This window comes from Arsenicibacter sp. R0_47 (genome assembly GCF_057652235.1).
In genome coordinates this window covers 351,695-375,431 of the sequence record NZ_JBYFCJ010000005.1, presented here as the reverse complement: position 1 = coordinate 375,431, position 23,737 = coordinate 351,695, and the positions used below count along the sequence as shown (strand labels likewise).

The window sequence follows — 23,737 nt, the reverse complement described above, 5'->3', positions numbered from 1 at the left end:
GTTACATGCCTGTCTGTGCGACCGTACAGCCGCGAAAAGCGTTTACAATCCCCATATGCCCCTTACCGCCTGCCCGCTCTGCCCCCTGCACTGCCAACCACTCCGACGGGCGGGAACGGGCGATAAAAGCCAGCATACACGGTTCGTCGTGAAAGGCCGCCTGAAGGTTTTTACGGGTCAGGGTCAGGATATCGCCGTGGGGCGTACGGCTGAAATAGTAGTAATCCTTCGCGGCCTCGCCGAATTCCTGAATGGTGTACACGCAGACATCAGCCTGTTCCAGTACTTCATAAAATGACCCTTGATAAAGCCGGTACGTTTTCCCGCCCGCATGCCGGTACCCCCAGACCTGCAGGGGCGAAACCAGGGCCGCCCGCCCGCTTGTATCCACGATGCGGACCAAACCTGTGCGTTCGCGGTAGACCACCGACCGCACCGGTCCGCCGTCGCTGATAATACCGGTTTTGTGGCGGTTAATCATCGTCAGCGCCGGGGCGGCAGGGCGGCATCCCTGACCTGTCAGGAGCAGCCCCGCCCACACCAGCAGCGCCGGCGCCCATTGGTTTTGTTGTCTCACTTTTTCTTGCTGGTTATGGCCTGACCATCGCGCAGCTCTTCCGAGGCTCTTTTGACAATGGGCTCACCCGTATGCAGATCGCCGAATACCTCCACGAGGCTATCCACCACACTTCCTTTTTCGACCGGTACCCAGATGGCTTTGTCGTCCTGCACGCGGATCACAAATACCTTTTCGCTTGAGCTCACCACCGCTGTTTTCGGAACAAACATCGTTTTCACCGACCGCTCGACAGGCATCCGTACTTCGGCATACATCCCGGCTTTCAATTCCTGCGCCTGATTACTGACATCAAATTCGGCCATCATCGCCCTGTTTTCCTCGACCAGACTGCGGGCACTGCGGGACAGCTTTGCGGTAAACACCCGCTCCGGTATGGCATTGACCCCAAACGACACGGTACTGTTGGCCGGCAGCTGATTGGCATACGCCTCCGGAACGGCCACGGTCAGCCGCAGCGTCCGGCTGTCTTCCAAAATAAACAACGGCTTTCCGGCTTCGCCCGCTCCGACCAGTGCACCGGGACTGATGTTCCGCTCAATGATCACCCCGTCGAACGGCGCCACAATCGTCAGGTAACCGGCCAGCTGTGATTTGGCCTGCCAGTTGGAACGCGCCGACTGGATATTGCCGCGGACAGCCACCACCATCGCGCTGTCGGCCTGCATGCGGGCCTCCGCCTGATCCAGTTCGTTGAGCGACACGGCGCCTTCTGTTTTACTGGTCAGCTGAAGCCGGTGATACGTGGCCTTGCTGGCGCGGTACCGCGACAACTGCTCCACCAGTGACGCTTCACGGGCTTCAATTTCGGCCTTCGCCTGGCTGATTTCGGCCAGCACTTCGGGCGCTTCCAGCCGCGCCAGCACCTGGCCTTTGCGTACCCAAGTGCCCCGGTCAACGCGTATGTCGTTGATGTAGCCTTTTACTTTAGCATAGAGGTTTACACGGTTCCAGGGCTTCAGCTCGCCCGGCAGCACGACCTGTTTACGCGGCTGCAGCTCACGGACTTCGGCAATTTCGACCGCCTGTATAACCGGTTCTTTAGCTGCATCTTTTTTTTCACTGACGGCTGATGTACAGGACACTACACCGGCTATCACCGGCATAATCCCCAATAAGCCACTGAATCGTTTCATACCTGAACGTATACGGCCGCTGTTGGCCTTTGTCGATTGATAAGTTGTTAAGCGGGTCATGATTATGCCGTTAAGACGGTTTGTTCGTCGTAGTATTTACTCTCAGGATCTTCCGGATCAAGCGAAACCGACTGCACCGGGGCGTTGGCCTGGAACTGCGTGAATACACAAGGTAAAATGAGCAGCGCGGCAATCGTCGACGCCACCAGTCCGCCGATAACGGCCTGCCCGAGCGGGGCAATCTGGTCACCGCCTTCGCCGAGGCCCGACGCCATCGGCAGCATACCGGCAATCATGGCAATACTCGTCATCAGAATCGGGCGGATCCGGCTGTTGGCCGCCATCAGCACGGCACGCCGGCCGTCGCCCAGGGTGACCCGCAGGTTTTCGGCATTGGTCACCATCAGAATGGCGTTAGCCACCGAAACGCCGACCGACATAATCAGCCCCATGTACGATTGCAGGTTCAGGGAGGCCCCGCAGGCCAGCAGCATCAGCAACGCCCCGGCCACTACCGCCGGAATAGCCGACAGAATGACCAGCGCCAGCTTAAATGACTGGTAGTTAGCACTGAGCAACAGGAAGATAATCACAATAGCGACCAGTAGCCCCATCTGCAGGCTGCTCAGCGTATCGGTCAGGAGTTTGGTTTGCCCCCGCATTTCGACAAGTACGCCCCGTGGCGGATCGCCGGCCTCCCGGATTGCCTGCTGCACCGCTTTGGTAGCTGTACCCAGATCAACTTCATGGAGGTTTGCCGTAATCGTTACCAGCCGGTTCGGGCCTGAGCGGTCGTATTGCCCCGGCGTGGTTTCTTCCGAGAAAGTCGCCACATCCGACAGTACCGGCCGCATGGTGCCCGACCGCAGCGGAATGTTGCCGATGTCTTCGACCGAGGTCATTTCGTACTCCGGAATCTGCACCTGCACCTGATAGGCCAATCCTTTTGCATCGTCGAGCCACAGGTTTTTGTCGGTAAAGCGGCTGGATGAGGTAGCGGCCACCATTGACCTTGCCACCTGCGTAGAGGTTACGCCCAGCTGACCGGCCCGCTCGCGGTCCATATTGATCCGGAGAATCGGATACGACAGCGGCTGGGCAATCTGCACATCCCGCAAAAACGTGAGGGCCTTCATCCGTGCCTCAATCTGCCGTGCAAACCGGCCGGCTTCTTTCAGGTCTTTCGATGCTACGGTGATTTCAACCGGCGTCGACGCGCCCTGGCTCATGATCTTGTCTACGAGTTCAATCGGCTCGAAGGAAACCCGCGTATCCGGCATCTGTTGTGCAATCCGGGCCCGCAATGCCTCTTTGAACGCATCCATATTTACGGCGTGCTCTTCCTTCAGCGAGACCTGTAATACGGCTTCGTGCGGACCGCTGTTGAAGACGAAAATGTTCGAGGTTCCGTAACTGGAGGGAACGTTGCCGACAAACGCCGATGAAATCGCTACATTATCCGCCCCGGCTTCTGACTTGATGATGTCGAGGACTTTCAGCGTGGCTTTTTCAGTCCGTTCTACCCGCGTGCCGTCGGGTACCCGCAGCCGCATCTGAAACTGATGGCTGTTGGCATGCGGCAGAATATCGGTTCCGATCAGCTGGAAGCATACGGCAATGATGGCCAGGCTGACGACAAAATAGCCCGTTACGGCCAATGTACGGCGTTTCATCAGGCGGCGCAGCGTTGCGGTATACCGTTGTTTAAAGCGTTCGAATCCCGTGGCATGCGGAACCGGATGCAGGTCGTCGTCGATCATCATCGCTTCCTCCTCCGGATCGAGTGCCAGCGTGGCCGGTTCGTGGCCGTGATGGGTTTTCAGCAACCAGTTCGACAATACCGGAACAATGGTCTGCGACAGCAGGAACGACGCGATCATGGCAAAACCGACCGACAGCGACAGCGGCAGAAACATGGATCTCGGCACGCCCGTCATGACCATTGCCGGTGCAAATACGGCCAGAATACACAACAGAATCAGCACTTTCGGAAACGCAATTTCCTTACAGGCATCCCAGATGGCCACCGCCTTCGTTTTGTGCATACCCATGTGCTGGTGGATGTTTTCAATCGTCACCGTCGATTCATCGACCAGGATACCGATCGCCAGTGCCAGTCCAGACAAGGTCATGATGTTGATGGTCTGCCCGAAAAGGTTGAGCAGCAGCACTGCCGACAGGACCGAAATCGGAATGGTCAGCACGACAATGATCACACTCCGCCAGTCGCGCAGGAACAGCAGTACCATCAGCCCCGTCAGCACAGCTCCGAGAATACCCTCCGTTACGAGACTTTTCAGCGCATTGGTCACATAAACCGACTGGTCAAACTCATACGAAATCTTCACGTCTTCGGGTACCGCATTCTGCAACTCCGGCATGGCCTTGCGGATGTTGTTAACCACATCCAGCGTCGAGGCATCGGCCTTTTTCACCACCGGAATATACACCGCCCGCCGGCCGTTGACGAGCGCATAGCTCACGGTAATATCGGCGCCGTCTTCGACCGTACCGATGTCACGGACAAACACGGTCGGACCGGCGCCGGTCCGGATCGGAATGTTCAGAAAGTCTTCGGGACGCCGTACCAGCGAGTTTACCGGCGTCATCAGCGCCCGGTCACCAATCCGGATATTGCCCGCCGGCGAGGGCTGGTTGTTGGATACAATGGCCTTGATAACTTCTTCGGGTGTCAGTTTGTAGCTCCGGACCAGCTGCGGATCAACCTTGATGACGACCGTCCGCTGGTTTCCGCCGAACGGTGGCGGGCTGGAGACACCTTCGATGCGCGAGAACATCGGCCGCACCCGCGACGATGCAAAGTCCTGAATTTCATTGAGTGAGCGGGTCTGGCTTTCAAACACCAGCTGCCCGACCGGTACCGAACTGGCATCGAACCGGACCACCTGCGGCGGCACCGTTCCTTCGGGCATATACGCCTTGGCCCGTGACACGTTGTTGGCGACCTCCGCCGCCGCCTGGGCCATGTCGGTGCCGGGATAGAACTGAAGCCGGATCAGCGACAGCCCCTGAATAGTTTTCACCTCCACATCGCGGATACCCGACACGTAGAGAAAGTGATCCTGATACCGCGTCGCAATGAAGCCGTCCATCTGATCGGGGGCCATCCCACCGTAGGGCTGCACCACATAGATGGTCGGCAGGTTCAGGCCCGGAAAAATATCGACCGGAATGGTCCGGAGCGACATGATAGAGAAAAACAGGATACCGATAACAGCCACCAGCACCGAAATCGGCTTTCGGAGCGCAGAGCGAATGAGTTGATACATAGTCTTGCGTGATGTTGGTTATGGCCCGGAACGGCCTTAGTTTACCTGATTCATGAAAAGCGGCAGATCCCCTTCGGCGGCCGCTTTGAGCAGCAGCGCGCGCCACGCATTGCTGTTGGCCACGTACCAGTCGACTTCGGCGCGATTCAGCGTAACGAAACTCTGCACCAGCGTGGGCAGGTCGGTGAGGCCGTTGCCGTAGCGCGCACGGGCCTGTTCGTAGGCCTTGCGGGCCGCTCCCAGCTGAACGGGCGCCAGCCGCGCCTGTTCGAGCGCTACTTCATACTGGGTATCGGCTTCGCGGCTCTGTCGGTTCAGCCGCAGCTGCTGGTCGTTGTACAGCTGCCGGAAGCGTTCGACCTGAAACTGTTCGCCCCTGACATCCTGCCGGGCACGTAGCATACCCGTCAGGTTCCAGCGGGCCACCACGCCCAGCAGGTAGTTAGACACCTGATACGAAATCCCGCTGACCAGATCGGTGCGGTAGGCGTCGCCGTTGTTCGCCACGCCCGATCCGCGTGCCCAGCCCGCCCCGACCAGCGAAATAACCGGCATCCCCGACCGCTGTACGGCGAGACTACGGGCCTGGGCGGCATCCATCTGGGACTGAAAAAAACGAAGCGACGGATTGTTCAGAAAAGCATTGGCCGTATTGGCCGACAGGACCGGCAGCGCGGTGTAGAACCGCATGCTATCGACCTGCATGCTGTCCTGAACCGTCCCTGTCAGCTCCGACAGGCGCAGGCGCTGCACGCGGGCCCGTTGCCGGCTTTCGAGCAGAAGCAGTTGGGCGCGGGTCAGTTCGGCGGTAGCGAGGGCGCTGTCGACACCGGCCCGCATTCCGGAACGCACACCGGCATCAACGGTGCGTTTGAAGGTCTGCGCCCGTTCGAGGTTTGCCCGTTGTATAGCGACGAGTTTCTGCTGAATCAGCAGTAGCAGGTAGGCATCAATGGTCCGGATCCGGTGCTGGAAAAGCTCATTGTCGAGGTCGGCCTGAGAGCGGTTCACATCAGCCTGTGCAGCGTTGATCGTGGCTTTTACCCGCCCGAATGTAACCGCCCGCCACTCAATCACGGCCGAGGTAAAGCTGCCGAAAACCCCCTGATGGATGTTTTCCGGCCGTATGCCGCCCGAGGTCGAAATGTTCGTCCCCTCATTCGGGAAAAACGAACCACTCAGGCTGTTGTTCGTGGAATAGGTATACTGGTCCTGCACTATCACCACCGGCAGCAGGTCCGTTTTACTGGCCTGCAACCGGCGCTGCGCGCTGCTGACCTCCGCCTGCTTGGCTTTCAGAAACGGATACTGCTGTGTGGCCTGATCCAGTACCTGCGGTAACGCAACGGACTGCCCCGCCACGGGGGTAAACGGTGCCATACAGAACGCCGCCAGCCAGCCCACCCACAGTCTGGGCCGATGGCTGGCGGCATGTGTATTCATCAATAGTTTTTCAAAACAGAGCATAACAGGCAACAACTGCATTCAGGTTGTACCTGCAAAAAAATGGGGCAATTCTGGAAACATTTGGGAATCCTGAACCGGAATCTGTAAATCCAGATGTAATTTCCGCTTCAGCCCTATAAAATTCCGGAAACTACGCCAATTTCATAATGCTGACAGAAGGCTCCTAAAAAGAAGGGCGGGTGCGGGGAATTTGGGGGATATTCCAGATTGTTTCCAGAATTGATGCCTACTTTCGTTACTCCGTAGAGACGCAAAATCTTGCGTCTCCTCCCAAATTCGCTGTTACACTGTTATGAAAATGCTGGTTGTTGAAGATGAACGGGGGCTGGCCGAAAGCGTGTCTGCTTATCTGACGAAGGAAGGGTTTATCTGCGAAATTGCGGGCACCTATGCCGAGGCCGAAGAGAAAATTTACCTCTACCGATATGACTGCGTGGTGGTGGATCTGACTCTGCCCGGCGGTGATGGTTTTTCGCTGATCAAAAGCCTGAAGGCACTGACAGCAACCACCGGCATCATCATTATTTCGGCCCGGAATGCCCTGGAAGATAAAATCAAGGGGCTCGAAATCGGCTCCGACGACTACCTGACCAAACCGTTTCATCTTTCCGAGTTGAATGCACGGGTAAAATCACTGATCCGCCGCCGCAATTTCGGAGGTCATAATGAAATCCGCTTTCAGGAAATACAGGTGCTGCCGAACGCCAGGAAAGTGTATATTCATGACCGCGAAACACCCCTGTCGCGCAAGGAATACGACCTGCTGCTGTATTTTCTGTCGAACATTGATGTGGCCCTGACCAAAGCCTCGATTGCCGAACACCTCTGGGGCGACGACGTTGACTCGGCCGATTCGCTCGACATGGTGTATTCGCACATCAAAAACCTGCGCCGCAAACTCGTGGAAAAAGGAGCTGCCGATTACGTCAGGTCTATTTACGGGATCGGGTATAAATTCGGGCTTTCGTGAAACTACTGACCAAAACTAACCGCGTTTACCTTTCCTTTTCCGTCGGTATCTACCTGCTGACGGCGCTGGCGTTTTATGCCATTATCAAGCTGGTTATCTACGACGAAGTAGAAAGCCGGCTCCTGGTCGAAAAACGGGATTTTGAGGCCTACATTCAGGCCCACAACAGCTGGCAGGGCGGTTATTTTGTGGAGAATAAAATTTCGGTGATACCGGTTACAAACGCCTTACCCACCGAAGACTTCAAGGACACCTTAATCCTCAACCGCTACGACCATGAACTGGTCCCCTTCCGCGAACTGACCTATTACACCCGCATCAACGGACAGGCGCATCGGGTGTCGATCCGTAAGTCGCTCATTCAGTCGTACCGGCTCATCGAAGTCATTACGGTCTCGATGGTGGCATTCCTGAGCCTGTTGTTCCTCTGCTCGTTCTGGTTTCAGAGCCGCCTTTCGGGTCAGCTCTGGCAGCCGTTTTACAATACACTGGCCAAAGTCCGGAAATTTGATCTGAGCAGCAGCACGCCTCTGCACCTGCCGGCCGAAGAAATTACGGAGTTCAACGAGCTGAACGACGTATTGCAGAAAATGTCGGAAAAACTCCATCAGGATTACCAGAGCCTGAAAGAGTTTACCGAAAATGCTTCCCACGAAATTCAGACTCCCCTGGCGCTGATCAACGCCAGGGTCGAACAACTGATCCAGTCGGAGACGCTGACCGAATCCCAGTCCTACTGGCTGGATGAGATTTACCGCGCCTCGCGCCGGATGTCGAAACTTAATCAGGGGTTGTTGCTGCTTGCCAAAATCGAAAACCGCCAGTTTGCCGATGTCGATCTGGTTGACCTTTACGTACTGATCACCGAAAAGCTGTACGACATGGAGGAGATTCTCCAGCATAAGCAACTGCGGGTCTTTACCAAAGGTACGGCCACCTTTCCCCGCATGCTGCCGGTCACACTGGCCGACGTATTGCTGAGTAATCTGGTTTCCAACGCCATCAAACACAACGTCACCGGCGGTCTCATCCGCATCGAATCCACCACTGATCAGCTGTGTATCAGCAACACCGGCCCTGCCCCCACCATTGCTCCCGACCGCCTGTTCGAGCGTTTCAAAAAAGGTAGAGACGCAACATCTTGCGTCTCAGCTACACCCCATGATAAGGAGGGTATGGAAAACGACGGAGAAGGAGACGCAAAATATTGCGTCTCTACGACGACGACCAACAACACTGAAGAAAATGCCCCTAAACATTATGCCCCGACGAACTCAATCGGACTCGGGCTGGCCATCGTCAAGCAAATCGGCGACAGTTATGGGCTGACCATCTCCTATACGTACGCTGAGGGCGAACACCGCATTTGTCTGCGGTAACCCTACTCGGTAATAACCTTGATTTTGTCGCTCTTGGTGCGCATTTTCAGCCAGGCTGCAATCCGGTTCTTTTCAGAGGCGGTATGCCTGCGGCTGAATTTTGCATACACCAGCAAAACCGTATCCGGCTGAGTACGGTTTGCATTCATAATCAATGACCGTGCGGCAGTAAATGTCTGCACATCAGGCATCAGCACTTTCAATTCATCCCGTAAATCTGCTACCGGCAAGCGCGATGTCTGCGTCAGTTCAATGTATTGCCGGAGCGAATCAATGGTCCGGTCCTTACGGGCAACGGAAGCCTGACTGAACTGGATAACCTCTTCGGTGATTGTAGAGGTCAGCGTATTTACGTCAACATCCGCATCTTTGAAACTTCCCTGCCGGACAATCAATGTTGCATTCGGCATTGTATATGCCGGTAGCTTAGCCTTCAGCAGGTTAACCGAATCAGCCGGTAAGGGTTCACCAACCAGCATCAATTCGAGGATGCCTTGTCCATGCTCATATTTTGCCGTATAACTCACGACCTGCCGGTATTTGTAATTACATTCCTTAGCCACAAAACGCCGGGCGGCCTGCTCGAACAACGTCCGCTTTACGATTACATACCCGAGGTAGGTACTGGGTAACAACGCAATCAGTACCGCAATTAAAATGGTGTTTTTAACCCTCCGCTCCGTCGCCAGACTGGGGTATTCTTTCTGATGATATCCCAGGTAACGCACAATAACTACCGTCGATAAGCTGATACACACGCTGTTTATCAGAAACAGGTAGAAGGCGCCGGCAAAATAGTACCAGTTACCGTTGGCTAAGCCGAAGCCCGCCGTACATAAAGGCGGCATCAGGGCGGTTGCAATCGCAACTCCCGGTATAATGTTACTGACCTTTTCTTTCCGTGACCCGGCCACAATTCCCGCCAGTCCGCCAAACACAGCAATCAGTGTATCCCAGATCGTCGGAAACGTCCGGGCGACCAACTCCGACTGCGCCAGATCAAGCGGTGAAATAATGAAATAAACCGTTGACGTCAGCAAGCTGATAAACACAGCAATTGACAGGTTTTTCAACGACCTCAGGATCAAGTTAAGGTCATTAATACCGATGCCGAGGCCAATCCCCATGATCGGCCCCATCAGCGGAGAAATTAACATGGCCCCGATAATTACCGCCGTTGAATTAACATTCAGCCCGATTGACGCAATAAATATGGCAAAGATCAACACCCATAAATTAGTACCCCTAAACTCAATATTACGGGTGATACTCCGGATCGTTTCGGCTTCGTCGGCCTTATCGTCGTCCAGACTAAACCGTTCACGGACAATTCTTAAAAACCGGACAGGTAACGCTTCAGGATGGTTTTTCGGTACTTGGTTTAGCATAGTTTCTTTACTGGCAGGACATCCGTTTTTTCCCCTGTAATCAGTCCGGATGCCTTTTGTTTTACTATAAACGCGGTCACTCACTCGTTTCTACCGCCAACCTTAAAAAAAACAAGTTATAAAAGAAAATCATTTTCTGACGTTATGAAGACCCTGAATTTCAAAACCAATATAACGACCGACGACGCCATTGAAGCGGTAACGCTCCCGCTGAATGCCATCGAACCACTCGACGGCTGGAATATAGATCTGCAGCATCAGGATCATCTGTTAACCGTACAAACCATTGATAACCGCGTGTCGGAGCAGATAATTGCTGCCGTTGAAAAAGCCGGTTTTGAGGCTGCACTGATTCCTGAACTGTCCGACCTGTAGAGACGCAACATCTTGCGTCTCCTCACCGGCAGGCTGATTCGTGACCGTCAAAACGATACGCAACATCTTGCGTCTCCTCACCGGCAGGCTGATTCGTGACCGTCAAAACGATACGCAACATCTTGCGTCTCTACTGTTATCTTTGCGGCTATGTGGAAAAAAATCTGGATTGGGTTGGGCATTCTGCTGGTGATTGCCGGCATCTGGCAACGGGAACTGATTAGTTACGGCTGGATGCAGGGGCGCGGGCAGCTGCGGATTCTGTGGAATACGCGGCCCGTAACCGACGTAATGGCCGATTCGGCCGTACCCGATTCAACGAAGCAGAAAATAAAACTAATTCAGGAAATCAAGCGTTTTGCCATTGATTCTCTTGGACTAAACTCATCCGGCAGCTATCAGACGTATTACGATCAGGGCGGCAAACCCATTCTCTGGGTCATTACGGCGGCTGAACCTTACCGGCTGGTAGCCCGCGAATGGACCTTCCCGATTCTGGGGACGTTTTCGTACAAAGGCTTTTTTGACAAAGACCGGGCCGACCGGCAGCAGGATGAGCTGAAAAAAGAAGGGTTAGACACCCGCATCGGCGAGGTTTCGGCCTGGTCGACGCTGGGATTCCTGAATGATCCGATTCTGTCGAGCATGACCGAACGGCCGGTAGGCAGCCTGGCCGAACTCATTATTCATGAGCTGACGCACGGGACGCTGTTCATCAAAAACAGTCTGGAATACAACGAAAACCTGGCTGATTTTGTCGGCGAATATGGCGCTCTCCGGTTTATGGCGGCGAAATACGGTAGCGGTTCTGCCCAGTATAAGGAGTATCTGGCCGACAAATCATTCTTTGACCGGTACGATGAGCATGTGCTGCGCGGCACCCGTAAACTGGATAGTTTATACCATTCTTTTACACCGTCTATGTCGATTCCGGCAAAAGATACGTTAAAATGGCAACTCATCCGGCAGATTGTTGCAACCTCAGACTCACTGTATGATCAGCGGGAACAATCCATGCTCAAAAAACGTCGTTTAAACAGGAAGAACCTGCCGAACAACGCGTATTTTATTGGGTATCTGACGTACCGGAAACAACAAAACCGGTTCAGAACGGAATTTGAGCAGAAATTCGGGGGTAATTTTACACGCTATTTAACATACCTTAAACAAACCTATCCGTCACTCTGAGACGGTTCCGGACTATGAAGAAATTGCTTGGCGGGCTCTTACTGGCAGTAACGGTTGCTTTTGGATTTACAACCATTGAAAATCCATTGGCGAATGCCTATCGCCGTATTGTTAACAACAGTTTCGGACCCGGCGAGCGGATTGAATACCGTGTTCATTACGGGTTTATCAACGCGGCCGAAGCTACCGTCGATGTGGCCCCTGCGTTGTATAAAGTAAATGACCGGCCTTGTTTCAAAGTCAACGTATTTGGCCGGACCACCGGTGCCTTTGATCTGGTAACGCGGGTACGGGATACCTGGCGTTCGTATGTCGATACGGGAGCCATTCTGCCGCAGCGCTTTTACCGGAATATACAGGAAGGCAACTACCGCAAAGAAGAGAACGTGACGTTCAACCATTTCGCGAACACCGCTAAATCGGAAGAAAAAGTCGATACTGACGTCTTTAAAGTACCTGATAATGTGCACGATGTCGTCAGCGGCTATTTCTATCTGCGTACAATCGACTTCAACAAGATCGGGGTTGGTCAGGTGGTTGAAGTACCGGCCTTTTTCGATGACAAGATTTACAACATGAAGGTAAAGTATCAGGGCAAGGCCGTTCTGAAGACCAAATTCGGTAAGATCAATGTCATTAAACTCAACCCGGTTATGCCGCCTACGGGCTTCTTCAAAGACGAAGACTCTATCCGGATCTGGGTCTCCGACGATAACAATAAAGTGCCGATGAAGGTAGAGGTTGACCTCGTCATCGGCTCCCTCGATATGGATATCCGCGATTACGGCGGATTAAAGCAGGATTTCCGTTTTTTTAAATAAGGTATTTTACCACAAAGACAAAAAGGTATGAAGGGGCACGAAGGTTTTTAGACTTTGCAGCCCTTTAGTTATTCCCGCCTTTGTCGCTAAATAACCACAAAGACAAGAGGTATGAAGGGGCACGAAGGTTTTTAGACTTTGCAGCCCTTTAATTCTTCCCGCTTTTGTCGCTAAATAACCACAAAGACAAAAGGTATGAAGGGGCACGAAGGTTTTTAGTCTTCGTGCCCCTTGGGTTCTTCCTGCCTTTGTGGCTAAAACAAATAACCACAAAGACAAAAAGGTATGAAGGTTTTTATTCTTCGTGCCCCTTGGGTTCTTCCCGCCTTTGTGGCTAAAACATTCTTTATTTCGAACAGCCCGTCACCCTGTAAATCTTGCCGTCGGTTTTGGTAAAGAAATAGAGCTCCTGGTTGAGGCCCACGCCGATCCGGAAATCCGTTTTTTTAGCGTTGGTCAGCTCACGGAACGACGTCAGTTTCCCGTTTAGTTCAACGTCCAGTTCACGCACGACAGCCTGCCGGCCAATGGCCAGTTCACGGTTTTCAACGTAATAGACCCGCCCGTTTACGATATCACCAAAAACGTACTTACCGGTCAACAGGGGAATTGATTTGCCGGCATAGACAAAACCACCCGAAAAGGCATTGCCTTCGTCGTGGTCATACTGCGCAACGGGGTAGATATATCCCTTATCACTGGCAGGCAACGCATACACCTTGTCCATTTTGCCGCGGTAATTCATCACATACATGCCTTCCCGCTCCGGCCAGCCATAATCCGCCCCTGCTATCCCAAGGTTTAACTCCTCAATATTAGCGTGTCCGATATCAGAAATGAGCATTTTACCATCTGGCGCCCAACTGATCCGGTTCGGATTCCGGAAGCCCCGGCAGTACACTTCATCAGCCGTAGCCGGGCTACCGTCACCCATATACGGATTCGTCGGTGGAATGCCGTACTGCCCGTTTTTGCTGTTTGTACCCGACGGGTCAATCCGCAGCACTGAGCTCCAGACCCTGCTTTTGTCGCGGCAGATAAAGGCAAAACCATTTTCGGTACAACCGCCGTCACCAATGCCAATATAAAGCAGCCCGTAGTCAGGCGTGCCGCGCTTTGCCAGCGGATTAAAAGTCAGTTCCTGCATCCCGTGGATAACGGATACCATGTTGATGCGGAACAGTTCACGGCCGGTGCCGGCAAATACCGGGCTGGCCGGATCGGTCATTTTCCACTCGGTTACGACCCATTGCAAGGCAACCTTAATCGAATCGGCATAGGCAAAGTCGGCGGGTTTTGTCCCTGCCTTTTCGGTGTGTGACGTATACAGCAGCCCATTGCGGTAAAAATCCGGGTGAAAGGCAAAACTACCGAAGCCGGTAGCCAGTCCGGGCGCATCGATCATCTGCGGCCGCTCCTTTTTCATATCCATAAACACCTGTAACTCCGCCCCCTTCATTTCATAGAGCTTACCCCGTAAATCAACGACAAACTGCCGGTCGGGTAACCCGTTGCTCCCGGGCAGCACGGCCATTTTGGTAATGCGGGCCAGCGGCGCCTGTTTTGCCGTGGCCGGAGCCGTCGTAATCTCCGTCAGCGTTAAGTGCAATCCTGATTTCTGAATACGATCCGGTATCGGGTCAGGTACCGACGGCTTCGCATCGGCGGTTTCCGCTTTCGGTTTGGCCTGCTGGTGCAGGTAGGCCAGCAAGGCTGTCACATCCTGATCTGCCAGGTCGGGGAAGGCAGGCATATACTGGTTGTACTCCTTAAATAAGCGTTGCCCCCGTATATCCCCCCCTTTGATAACCTCGGGCGCATTCCGGATAAACGCGGTAAGCCAGGGCCCCGACATTTCCCCCGTGATGCCGGCCAGATTAGGTCCTATCCCTTTCTGCCGGAAATTGTGGCAAGCGGTACAGTTCGCCTGAAAAAGCTCCTGTCCTTTGGCAATCACCGCTTTATCGGTCGAATATCCTGTAGTTTTTGCGGCAGTTTTGCCTGTAGTTTTTCCGGTAATGTCCTGTGCAAATGCACTTGTGCTGATACTGAGAAAGGCGGCTACCAAAAAATACCACCCTGTCCGTTGATGATGACGGGTCAATTTATGCGTTTCCTGTTGATTCATGGCTACTTAGAAAGGAAACGGCCGGTAGTTTTTACTATTCCGGAACCAGTACGCGGTTTCACGCAAAAAATATATTTCTTATTGGTTTTGTTCTGCAAATCAAAAATGTGTTTCTTTGACACATTCTAAATTTTCCATCCTGCTCCCAAATTTGCTTTTAGCATGGCACACGCATACGTCATAGGCATCGACTATGGCACTGACTCGGTACGCGCGCTCGTTGTGAATGCACAAACCGGCCAATCGGTTGGCACCCATGTCCACGAATACACCCGCTGGAAACAGGGCCGCTACTGCAACCCCTCGGCGTCGCAGTTCCGCCAGCACCCGCTCGATTATCTGGAGGGATTAGAAGCCTCGGTCAAAGGCGCTTTGGCCAATCTTCCCGACGAAGTACGACAAAACATTAAAGGCATTTCGGTTGACACAACGGGTTCAACGCCCTGCGCGGTCGACGAAACCGGTACGCCGCTGGCTCTTTTGCCGGCGTTTGCCGAAAACCCCAACGGTATGTTCATCCTCTGGAAAGACCATACCGCCAACGCCGAAGCCGAAGAAATCAACCAGCTGGCGCACCACTGGGATACCGACTATACCAAATACGTCGGCGGCATTTACTCGTCGGAGTGGTTCTGGGCGAAAATCCTGCGTACCCTCCGCGCCGACGAAACCATCCGCGACAAGGCGTTTTCGTGGGTTGAACACTGCGACTGGGTTTCGGCGGTGCTGACGGGCAACACCAATCCGCTGACGATGAAGCGCAGCCGGTGTGCGGCCGGGCATAAGGCCATGTGGCATACTGAATTCAACGGGCTGCCGGCCGACGATTTTCTGACGAAACTCGACCCGCTGCTGGGCGGTTTGCGCGACCGGCTGTTTAGCGACACCTACACCGCTGACGAGGCGATGGGCACTATTTCGGCCGAATGGGCGGAAAAACTGGGCATTCCCGCCGATGTCGTGATCGGCGTCGGGGCGTTTGATGCCCACATGGGAGCGGTCGGGGCCGACATCAAGCCGTATTCGTTTGTGCGGGTGATCGGCACTTCGACCTGCGACATGCTGATCGCACCGAACGACGAAATCGGTCACCTGCTGATCCGTGGTATCTGCGGTCAGGTCGATGGCTCAATTATTCCGGGTATGCTGGGTATGGAAGCCGGTCAGTCGGCATTCGGTGATATTTATGCCTGGTTCCAGCGCGTCATCCTGAGCGGTCTGGACGGCCTGCTACCTGCCGATGAACTGGCAACTCTGGCCAAAAAGATTATTCCGTCGCTCTCGGAGAAAGCTGCCAACCTGCCGGTGTCGGAGAACGATCCGGTATCGGTTGACTGGATGAACGGCCGCCGGACACCCGACGCCAACCATACGGTAAAGGGAGCCATTACCGGTCTGAATCTGGGCAGTGATGCCGTGCAGATCTTCAAATCGCTGGTGGAAGCTACGGCCTTCGGGTCGAAAAGCATTGTACAGCGGTTCCTCGACGAGGGTGTTCCGATTAAAGAAGTCATTGCGATCGGCGGGGTTGCCAAGAAGTCGCCGTTTGTGATGCAGACCCTGGCCGATGTGCTGAACATGCCGATCAAGGTAGCGAGTTCAGACCAGGCCTGTGCACTGGGGGCGGCCATGTGTGCAGCCGTGGCGGCGGGTCTGTACCCGACCATGCAGGATGCCCAGGCATCGATGTCGTCCGGTTTCGACGCCGAGTACCATCCCCGCCCTGCGCTGGTGCCGGTCTACGAAGCGCTGTACGCCAAATACCGGAAGATCGGGCAGTTTATTGAGGGGTAATTTTTTTTGTCATCCGGCGAAGAAGAGCTATCTGGCCATTGAATGTTATCAGATCCCTCGCAGGCTCGGGATGACAAAGTTACGTAGAACATTATTCAACGATTATTAAGCAACCTGGGATATTGTAGCCTTATTTGTTGCCAATAGAACTAGTATGATCAACCTAAATCAATTTGAAGTCTGGTTTGTTACGGGCAGCCAGCATCTGTATGGCGAAGAAACGCTTCGCACGGTCGATGAGCATTCGAAAATCATTGCCGATTCATTTGACCAGTCGCATCAGATTCCGGTGCGGGTCGTGTTTAAACCCGTGGTGAAAACCCCCGACGAAATCTACGCCATCTGTCAGGATGCCAACGTGGCCCCGAACTGTATCGGGATTATCGCCTGGATGCATACCTTCTCCCCTGCCAAAATGTGGATCCGGGGCCTGAATGTGCTCAAAAAACCGCTGTTACATTTACATACTCAGTTTAACCGCGACATTCCGTGGGGCGACATCGACATGGACTTCATGAACCTGAACCAGTCGGCCCACGGCGACCGCGAGTTTGGTTTCATCATGACCCGCATGCGCCTGAACCGCAAAGTAGTGGTTGGTCACTGGCAGCAGGACGATGTGATTCAGGCCATCAATGTCTGGTCACGCGTGGCAGCAGCGCGGTATGACATGCAGGGTGCAAAATTCGTCCGCTTCGGCGACAACATGCGGCAGGTAGCCGTGACTGACGGCGATAAGGTAGCGGCCGAAATGACATTCGGGTTCGCCGTGAACACCCACGGGGTCGGCGATCTGGTAAAGGTGATCAACCAGGTATCCGATGCGTCGATTGATCAGCTCGTGATCGAATACGAACAGAAATACCGGCTGGTGGAGAGCCTGCACAAAGGCGGAGCACAGCACCAGTCCCTGCGTGAAGCGGCCCGTATCGAGCTGGGTATGCAGCATTTCCTCCAAGATGGCGGCTACAAGGGCTATACCAACACCTTCGAAGATCTCCACGGCATGGAGCAGTTGCCGGGCATTGCCTCGCAGCGGCTGATGGCTGCCGGTTACGGATACGGCGGCGAAGGCGACTGGAAGACAGCCGCGATGGTGCGGGCCCTGAAAGTGATGGCCAGCGGTATGCCGGGCGGTAATTCGTTCATGGAAGACTACACCTACCACTTTGACCCGAACAACAAACTGGTCCTCGGTGCGCACATGCTCGAAATCTGCGAGTCGATTGCCGACGGCAAAGCATCCTGCGAAATCCACCCGCTGGGTATCGGCGGGAAAGCCGATCCGGTCCGGCTCGTGTTCAATACGGCCGGTGGCCCGGCGCTGAACGTGTCGCTGATCGACATGGGTAACCGGTTCCGTCTGCTGGTCAATGAGGTCGATGCCGTAGCCGCCGAACATGAACTGCCGAAACTGCCGGTAGCGCGCGTGCTATGGAAACCGAAACCGGATATGCAGACCGCCTGTGCCGCCTGGATTTATGCCGGTGGTGCTCACCATACGGTGTACAGCCAGAACCTGACGACCGAGTACATCAACGACTTCGCCGACATGGTTGGCGTGGAACTGGTGGTTATCGACAAAGACACAAACCTCCGCCAGCTCCGCAACGAACTCCGGTGGAATGAGATGTATTACAAAAACGCGTAATTCTGGTTGCTGCTGGTTCTGCGTTGCTGATAACAACCGGCAACGCAGAACCAGCAGCAACGATGCAGAACCATCCGGAATAACGAACTCATGTATAAATCCTTAAAAGAAGCCTGTTTCGAGGCAAATATGCAGCTGCCAAAGCTGGGGCTGGTGCTCTTTACGTTTGGCAACGTCAGCGCCGTTGACCGCGACCGGGCGGTATTTGCCATCAAGCCCAGCGGCGTCCCCTATGACCTGCTGAAACCCGACGACATCGTGATTCTTGATTACGATGCAAACGTGGTGGAAGGTACGATGCGGCCCTCGTCGGATACCAAAACCCATGCGCTGCTCTACAAAACGTGGCAAGATATCGGCGGTATCTCGCACACGCACAGCACCTACGCAGTGGCATGGGCACAGGCCGGTATGGACATTCCGATTTTCGGAACGACCCACGCCGATCATACACATCAGGACATTCCCTGCGCCCCGGTACTGACCGATGCCATGATCGACGGCGATTACGAGTACGAAACCGGCAACCAGATTTTCAACTGCTTTGCCGATAAGGGCTTATCCCACAAGGAGATGGAAATGGTACTTCTGCAAAACCACGGCCCGTTTACCTGGGGAAAAACCGCTGAGAAAGCCGTTTACAACTCAGCCGTTCTGGAAGAAGTAGCCCGGATGGCGTACCTGACGCTGCAGATTAATCCGGCCACCGAACGCATCAAGGACACGCTCCGGATGAAGCATTACGAACGCAAACACGGCAAAAACGCCTATTACGGACAAGGATGTTAATTTTTGCTCCACAGGCACATGGTTACAGTAGAAAACATCCTGCGGTTAATTATGTGCCTGTGTGGCCTTTAAACCTAAACCTCAACCCATGCAGCTTGGCTTAGAAACGCTCGATTACATTATCTTTCTGGTTTATTTCGTCATTGTGGCTTCGTATGGCTTCTGGGTCTACAAGAACAAGGGTAGCCAGAATGCCGATTCCAAAGACTTTTTCCTGGCCGAAGGCTCCCTGACGTGGTGGGCCATCGGTGCATCCATCATCGCATCCAACATTTCGGCCGAACAGTTTATCGGCATGAGCGGTCAGGCCTTTCAACTGGGTCTGGCCATTTCGGTGTATGAGCTGGTCGGTGGTTTCTCACTGATTATCATCGCGGTGTACTTTCTGCCGATGTACATCAAGAACAAGATTTACACCATGCCGCAGTTCCTTGAAATGCGGTACGACGGCCGCCTGGCCACCATCATGGCCGTTTTCTGGCTGTTTCTGTACATTCTGGTTAACCTCACGTCCATTATTTACCTGGGAGCACTGAGTCTGGAAAAAATGACCGGCTTCGGTTTCATGCCCTGCGCTATTTTCCTGACCGTTTTCGCCGTGATCATCACCCTGGGCGGTATGAAGGTAATCGGCTACACCGACGTTATTCAGGTCGTGTGTCTGGTGGTTGGTGGTCTGGCAACGACGTACCTGGCGCTGGAACTGCTATCGACTAAAGTCGGTACGGGCGCCGGTGTGTTCGAAGGCCTGAGCCTGATTCGTCAGAAAGCCGATGATCACCTGCACATGATGTTTGAAAAAGGCCAGTATCAGGTTTACGACGGCAAGGGCGGCACCATTGATGCCTACAAGCAACTGCCGGGCATGATGATGTTTATCATTGGCGGTCAGTGGATTGTAAACTTCAACTACTTCGGCTGTAACCAGTATATGACGCAGCGAGCCCTCGGCGCCGACCTGACCACAGCCCGTAACGGGGTATTGTTTGCCGGTTTCCTGAAGGTACTCATGCCGTTCATCGTCGTGCTGCCGGGTCTGGCCGCCTATGTCCTATTCCAGGAACAGGCCGATCAGGCCATTGTCAACGGCATTACCGAAAACGGCATCATCAAACCTGATAATGCCTACCCTGTTCTGCTGAATATTTTGCCGGTCGGACTGAAAGGAATGGCCTTTGCGGCATTAACTGCTGCAATTGTTGCATCACTGGCGGGTAAAGCCAACAGTATTTCGACTATTTATATGTTGGACATCCATAAGAAGTTCATCAACCCGAATCTCGACGAAAAGCGTACGGTTTGGCTGGGCCGCGTTGCCATTGTGGTTTCATTTATTATCGCCCTGGCAATTAGTCCCTTTCTGAAGAACTTCGGGCAGGGTTTTGAGTACATTCAGGAGTATACGGGCTTTATTTCTCCGGGAATCCTTTCCATCTTTGTGCTGGGTTTCTTCTGGAAAAAAGCAACGGCCAACGGTGCACTGGCAGCGGCCCTGCTGAGTATTCCGCTTTCGACGCTGTTCAAGTACTATGCCCCCGATATGCCGTTCCTGAACCGCATGGGTGTGGTGTTCTGGATCTGTACGCTGGTGCACATCGTCATCAGCCTGCTGACATCGAAAGGGAAAGATAGTCCGAAAGCGTTTGATGTTCCGGCATCATCGTTCCGGACCACACCGGGATTCAAAGCCGGTGCGTTTGCCATTATTGCCGCTATTGTCCTGATTTATACAATATTTTGGTAAGAACGGGTGGCGGGCCCGACCCACGGGTTGAGCCCGCCGCTACAAACTACGTGTACTTATGTTTGAAAGCCGTTATGCTTCTTCGCCGAACGAAGTGAAGCAAATGGATACGGAAACACTCCGTAAGAATTTTCTGATTGAGAACCTATTTGCAGCAGATCAATGCTCGTGGGTTCTTTCGTTTTTTGATCGCTACATGACCGGCGGTGCGCTGCCGGTAAGCGGTCCGGTGAAGCTCGAAGCGCCCGAAAACCTGAAGGCAGCCTACTTCCTGGAACGCCGCGAATTAGGCATTATCAACGTTGGCGGCGCCGGTACGGTAACGGCTGACGGTGAAACCTACGAACTCGGCTACAAAGAGGCCCTCTACATCGGCCGTGGTACGCAGGACGTTCAGTTTAACTCAGTTGACAGCAGCGCTCCGGCGAAATTCTACCTCAACTCTACCCCTGCCCATACGACCTATCCGACCCGTAAGGTTGCCCGCGAAGACGCCGACCGTGTTGAGCTGGGCAGCATGGAAACAGCCAACCACCGCGTTATCAATAAATTACTGGTCAACAGTGTATTGCCGACCTGCCAGCTTCAGATGGGCATGACCGAACTGAAGGCGGGCAGTGTCTGGAACACCATGCCTGCACACGTCCACGACCGGCGTATGGAGGTCTACTTCTACTTTGAAATTCCGCAGGGACAGTCGGTCTGCCATTTCATGGGACAGCCGCAGGAAACGCGCCACATCTGGATGCAGAACGAACAGGCGGTTATTTCCCCGAACTGGTCGATTCACTCCGGCGCGGGTACGTCAAACTACACGTTCATCTGGGGCATGGCCGGCGAAAACCTCGACTACGGCGACATGGACTTCTGCGCGATTACTGAACTGAAATAATCCGACACCCCGGAACGCTGTTCCGGGGCTTTTTTATATAAGCCGGAATAGCCTTCCGGACGACAAACGTATGATCTCAATTTCTTTAACAGGCAAAGTTGCCTTAGTGACCGGCTGTAAGCGCGGGATTGGTAAGGCGATGGCCGAAGCACTCGCCGAAGCCGGTGCCGATATTATCGGTGTATCTGCCAACCTCGAGCTGGAAGGCAGCGCCGTATCCAAAAGTGTCGAGGCCCTCGGCCGCAAATTCTACGCTTATCAGGCCAATTTCGGTGACCGTGCGTCGCTGAACGCCTTCATCAGTCAGGTTAAGGCCGATCATCCGGTGATCGACATTCTGATCAATAACGCCGGAACGATCTTACGCAAACCCGCCGCTGAACACCCGGACGAGTATTGGGACGAAGTGATTGCCATTAACCAGACGGCGCAGTTTATCCTGACCCGTGAGATCGGCCGCGAGATGATTGCCCGTGGCAGCGGAAAAGTCATTTTCACCGCGTCGCTGCTAACGTTCCAGGGCGGCATCAACGTGCCGGGCTATGCTGCCAGCAAAGGCGCGGTAGGCAGTCTGGTGAAAGCGTTTGCCAATGAGTGGGCCGGTAAGGGCGTTAACGTGAACGCCATCGCGCCGGGCTACATCTCCACCGACAATACCGAAGCCCTCCGCAACGATCCGGAGCGCAGCAATGCCATTCTGAGCCGGATTCCGGCCGGGCGCTGGGGCGAACCGGAAGATTTCAAAGGCCCGACCGTGTTTCTGGCGTCTGACGCATCCAGTTACGTGCACGGCACCGTCCTCACCGTCGATGGCGGCTGGATGGGTCGTTAATGCTTTGTTGTAACGTTTTGGCGTTCCATAACAAGGTAAGTTTTTAAAAACCGGCCGGTTTTATGGGTAAAATGCCGCTCCGGCGGCTTTTATTCCAAAACGTTATACCATTACAACCTCTTTACAATGCCTCTTGAACAAACATGGCGATGGTACGGCCCGAAAGATCCCGTAAGTCTTTGGGACGTACGGCAGGCCGGTGCCACGGGTATCGTTTCTGCCCTGCATCATATTCCGAACGGTCAGGTCTGGACGGTCGACGAAATCCGGAAGCGCAAGGCCGAAATTGAAGCCGCCGGCTTAACGTGGTCGGTCGTGGAAAGCGTACCGGTCCACGAAGACATCAAAAAAGCGACCGGCAACTATAAGCAGTACATTCAGCATTACCAGGAGTCGCTGGTCAACCTGGCGCAGTGCGGCATCGATACGGTTTGCTATAACTTCATGCCGGTACTCGACTGGACCCGTACCGACCTGGACTACAAACTGCCCGATGGCTCCACGGCTCTCCGGTTCGATATGTCGGAGTTCTGCGCCTTTGAGGTATATATTTTGAAGCGGCCCGGCGCGGAGGCTCACTATTCCGCCGCGCAGCTGTCGGAGGCAAAAGCATGGCTCGATCAGGCTACGGACGACGATGTCCGCCGGTTGACGCGGAACATCATTGCCGGTCTGCCAGGTAGCGAAGAAAGCTTTACGGTGGAGTCATTCGCGGAGGTACTACGGACGTATGATCACGTCGGCGATCAGGAATTGCGGCAGAACCTGTACAGTTTTCTGCGCGAAATCACCCCTGTTGCCGAAAATGCCGGTATTCTGCTCGCCATTCACCCCGACGATCCGCCGTACCCGATTCTTGGTTTACCACGCGTAGTCAGTACGGAAGCTGATGCCCGGCAACTGCTCGACGCGGCCGACAGCAAATACAACGGTCTGTGTTTCTGTACCGGCAGTTACGGTGTCCGTGCCGATAATGATCTGGCAGGTATGGTCGAACGGCTCGGCAACCGCATCAATTTTGTTCACCTGCGGGCGACTAAACGCGACGAGCAGGGCAATTTCCACGAGGCCGATCACCTCGACGGCGATGTGGATATGTACGGAGTCATGAAGGCCCTTGTGCTCGAACAGCGCCGCCGCCAGGCCGAAGGCCGCGAAGATTATCGCCTGCCCTTCCGCCCCGATCACGGTCACCGCATGCTCGATGATCTCAACCCGTCGAAGAAAACCAATCCGGGCTACACGGCCATCGGTCGCCTCCGGGGCCTTGCCGAACTGCGGGGTCTGGAGCTGGGCATCGAACGGAGTTTATAACT

18 protein-coding genes are annotated in these 23,737 nt (G+C 54.2%); 12 read left to right on the top strand and 6 right to left on the bottom strand.

The window, feature by feature from the left end:
• Position 1: 1 nt before the first annotated feature.
• The 4 genes from AC23NW_RS12995 to AC23NW_RS12980 all read right to left on the bottom strand — a co-directional run bounded on the left by AC23NW_RS12995 (position 2) and on the right by AC23NW_RS12980 (position 6,446).
• Entirely contained in the window at positions 2–577 is a 576-nt protein-coding gene (locus tag AC23NW_RS12995) for a hypothetical protein (protein ID WP_487449991.1), read from the bottom strand.
• Entirely contained in the window at positions 574–1,713 is a 1,140-nt protein-coding gene (locus AC23NW_RS12990) for an efflux RND transporter periplasmic adaptor subunit (RefSeq protein ID WP_487449990.1), read from the bottom strand. Before AC23NW_RS12990 ends, AC23NW_RS12995 begins: the two co-directional genes overlap by 4 nt.
• Positions 1,714–1,775: 62 nt before the next feature.
• Entirely contained in the window at positions 1,776–5,003 is a 3,228-nt protein-coding gene (locus tag AC23NW_RS12985) for an efflux RND transporter permease subunit (RefSeq protein WP_487449988.1), read from the bottom strand.
• Positions 5,004–5,039: 36 nt separating this feature from the next.
• Positions 5,040–6,446 carry a TolC family protein gene (locus tag AC23NW_RS12980; RefSeq protein WP_487449987.1) on the bottom strand — a complete coding sequence of 469 codons (1,407 nt, stop codon included), beginning with the start codon at positions 6,444–6,446 and terminating at the stop codon, positions 5,040–5,042.
• Positions 6,447–6,762: 316 nt separating this feature from the next.
• On the opposite strand from AC23NW_RS12980, the gene AC23NW_RS12975 reads away from it, so the two are divergent.
• Both AC23NW_RS12975 and AC23NW_RS12970 read left to right on the top strand, forming a co-directional pair.
• Complete coding sequence (locus AC23NW_RS12975) at positions 6,763–7,440, top strand: response regulator transcription factor (protein WP_487449986.1); 678 nt, start codon at positions 6,763–6,765, stop codon at positions 7,438–7,440.
• On the top strand, positions 7,437–8,819 hold the full coding sequence (locus tag AC23NW_RS12970; RefSeq protein ID WP_487449984.1) for a sensor histidine kinase: 1,383 nt from the start codon (positions 7,437–7,439) through the stop codon (positions 8,817–8,819). Before AC23NW_RS12975 ends, AC23NW_RS12970 begins: the two co-directional genes overlap by 4 nt.
• A gap of 2 nt (positions 8,820–8,821) precedes the next feature.
• Here AC23NW_RS12970 and AC23NW_RS12965 read toward each other — a convergent pair whose 3' ends face one another.
• Positions 8,822–10,207 carry a TIGR00341 family protein gene (locus AC23NW_RS12965; protein WP_487449982.1) on the bottom strand — a complete coding sequence of 462 codons (1,386 nt, stop codon included), beginning with the start codon at positions 10,205–10,207 and terminating at the stop codon, positions 8,822–8,824.
• A gap of 144 nt (positions 10,208–10,351) precedes the next feature.
• Here AC23NW_RS12965 and AC23NW_RS12960 point away from each other — a divergent pair, with 144 nt between their 5' ends.
• The 3 genes from AC23NW_RS12960 (at position 10,352) to AC23NW_RS12950 (ending at position 12,591) form a co-directional block, all read left to right on the top strand.
• Entirely contained in the window at positions 10,352–10,582 is a 231-nt protein-coding gene (locus AC23NW_RS12960) for a heavy-metal-associated domain-containing protein (RefSeq protein WP_487449981.1), read from the top strand.
• A gap of 150 nt (positions 10,583–10,732) precedes the next feature.
• The gene (locus AC23NW_RS12955; protein ID WP_487449979.1) at positions 10,733–11,770 is read left to right on the top strand and encodes an aminopeptidase; all 1,038 of its coding nucleotides are present in this window, start codon (positions 10,733–10,735) and stop codon (positions 11,768–11,770) included.
• A gap of 14 nt (positions 11,771–11,784) precedes the next feature.
• Positions 11,785–12,591: a DUF3108 domain-containing protein gene (locus tag AC23NW_RS12950; RefSeq protein ID WP_487449977.1), complete on the top strand. Its 807-nt coding sequence runs from the start codon at positions 11,785–11,787 to the stop codon at positions 12,589–12,591.
• A gap of 346 nt (positions 12,592–12,937) precedes the next feature.
• On the opposite strand, the gene AC23NW_RS12945 is transcribed toward AC23NW_RS12950, so the two are convergent.
• The gene (locus AC23NW_RS12945) at positions 12,938–14,719 is read right to left on the bottom strand and encodes a PQQ-dependent sugar dehydrogenase (protein ID WP_487449975.1); all 1,782 of its coding nucleotides are present in this window, start codon (positions 14,717–14,719) and stop codon (positions 12,938–12,940) included.
• Between the two features lie 162 nt (positions 14,720–14,881).
• Between AC23NW_RS12945 and AC23NW_RS12940 the strand changes: the two genes are divergently transcribed.
• The 7 genes from AC23NW_RS12940 to uxuA all read left to right on the top strand — a co-directional run bounded on the left by AC23NW_RS12940 (position 14,882) and on the right by uxuA (position 23,735).
• On the top strand, positions 14,882–16,513 hold the full coding sequence (locus tag AC23NW_RS12940) for a ribulokinase (RefSeq protein ID WP_487449973.1): 1,632 nt from the start codon (positions 14,882–14,884) through the stop codon (positions 16,511–16,513).
• 154 nt (positions 16,514–16,667) lie between these two features.
• Positions 16,668–18,164 carry an L-arabinose isomerase gene (araA, locus tag AC23NW_RS12935; protein WP_293836362.1) on the top strand — a complete coding sequence of 499 codons (1,497 nt, stop codon included), beginning with the start codon at positions 16,668–16,670 and terminating at the stop codon, positions 18,162–18,164.
• A 90-nt stretch (positions 18,165–18,254) separates the two neighbouring features.
• Complete coding sequence (locus AC23NW_RS12930) at positions 18,255–18,953, top strand: L-ribulose-5-phosphate 4-epimerase (protein ID WP_071503204.1); 699 nt, start codon at positions 18,255–18,257, stop codon at positions 18,951–18,953.
• 88 nt (positions 18,954–19,041) lie between these two features.
• Entirely contained in the window at positions 19,042–20,697 is a 1,656-nt protein-coding gene (locus AC23NW_RS12925) for a sodium/sugar symporter (protein WP_293836366.1), read from the top strand.
• A 58-nt stretch (positions 20,698–20,755) separates the two neighbouring features.
• Positions 20,756–21,589, top strand: coding sequence for a 5-dehydro-4-deoxy-D-glucuronate isomerase (gene kduI, locus AC23NW_RS12920; RefSeq protein WP_487449971.1), 834 nt, complete (start codon positions 20,756–20,758; stop codon positions 21,587–21,589).
• A gap of 70 nt (positions 21,590–21,659) precedes the next feature.
• The gene (locus tag AC23NW_RS12915) at positions 21,660–22,421 is read left to right on the top strand and encodes an SDR family oxidoreductase (RefSeq protein WP_487449970.1); all 762 of its coding nucleotides are present in this window, start codon (positions 21,660–21,662) and stop codon (positions 22,419–22,421) included.
• Between the two features lie 126 nt (positions 22,422–22,547).
• Positions 22,548–23,735, top strand: coding sequence for a mannonate dehydratase (uxuA, locus tag AC23NW_RS12910; protein ID WP_293836372.1), 1,188 nt, complete (start codon positions 22,548–22,550; stop codon positions 23,733–23,735).
• The last annotated feature ends 2 nt before the right edge of the window (positions 23,736–23,737 follow it).

Bases quoted from the DNA above. Each gene is read 5' to 3' on its own strand.
- AC23NW_RS12990 (WP_487449990.1), bottom strand. From the start codon at position 1,713: ATGAAACGATTCAGTGGCTTATTGGGGATTATGCCGGTGATAGCCGGT.
- AC23NW_RS12985 (WP_487449988.1), bottom strand. From the start codon at position 5,003: ATGTATCAACTCATTCGCTCTGCGCTCCGAAAGCCGATTTCGGTGCTG.
- AC23NW_RS12980 (WP_487449987.1), bottom strand. From the start codon at position 6,446: ATGAATACACATGCCGCCAGCCATCGGCCCAGACTGTGGGTGGGCTGG.
- AC23NW_RS12975 (WP_487449986.1), top strand. From the start codon at position 6,763: ATGAAAATGCTGGTTGTTGAAGATGAACGGGGGCTGGCCGAAAGCGTG.
- AC23NW_RS12965 (WP_487449982.1), bottom strand. From the start codon at position 10,207: ATGCTAAACCAAGTACCGAAAAACCATCCTGAAGCGTTACCTGTCCGG.
- AC23NW_RS12960 (WP_487449981.1), top strand. From the start codon at position 10,352: ATGAAGACCCTGAATTTCAAAACCAATATAACGACCGACGACGCCATT.
- AC23NW_RS12955 (WP_487449979.1), top strand. From the start codon at position 10,733: ATGTGGAAAAAAATCTGGATTGGGTTGGGCATTCTGCTGGTGATTGCC.
- AC23NW_RS12950 (WP_487449977.1), top strand. From the start codon at position 11,785: ATGAAGAAATTGCTTGGCGGGCTCTTACTGGCAGTAACGGTTGCTTTT.
- AC23NW_RS12945 (WP_487449975.1), bottom strand. From the start codon at position 14,719: ATGAATCAACAGGAAACGCATAAATTGACCCGTCATCATCAACGGACA.
- AC23NW_RS12940 (WP_487449973.1), top strand. From the start codon at position 14,882: ATGGCACACGCATACGTCATAGGCATCGACTATGGCACTGACTCGGTA.
- araA (WP_293836362.1), top strand. From the start codon at position 16,668: ATGATCAACCTAAATCAATTTGAAGTCTGGTTTGTTACGGGCAGCCAG.
- AC23NW_RS12930 (WP_071503204.1), top strand. From the start codon at position 18,255: ATGTATAAATCCTTAAAAGAAGCCTGTTTCGAGGCAAATATGCAGCTG.
- AC23NW_RS12925 (WP_293836366.1), top strand. From the start codon at position 19,042: ATGCAGCTTGGCTTAGAAACGCTCGATTACATTATCTTTCTGGTTTAT.
- kduI (WP_487449971.1), top strand. From the start codon at position 20,756: ATGTTTGAAAGCCGTTATGCTTCTTCGCCGAACGAAGTGAAGCAAATG.
- AC23NW_RS12915 (WP_487449970.1), top strand. From the start codon at position 21,660: ATGATCTCAATTTCTTTAACAGGCAAAGTTGCCTTAGTGACCGGCTGT.
- uxuA (WP_293836372.1), top strand. From the start codon at position 22,548: ATGCCTCTTGAACAAACATGGCGATGGTACGGCCCGAAAGATCCCGTA.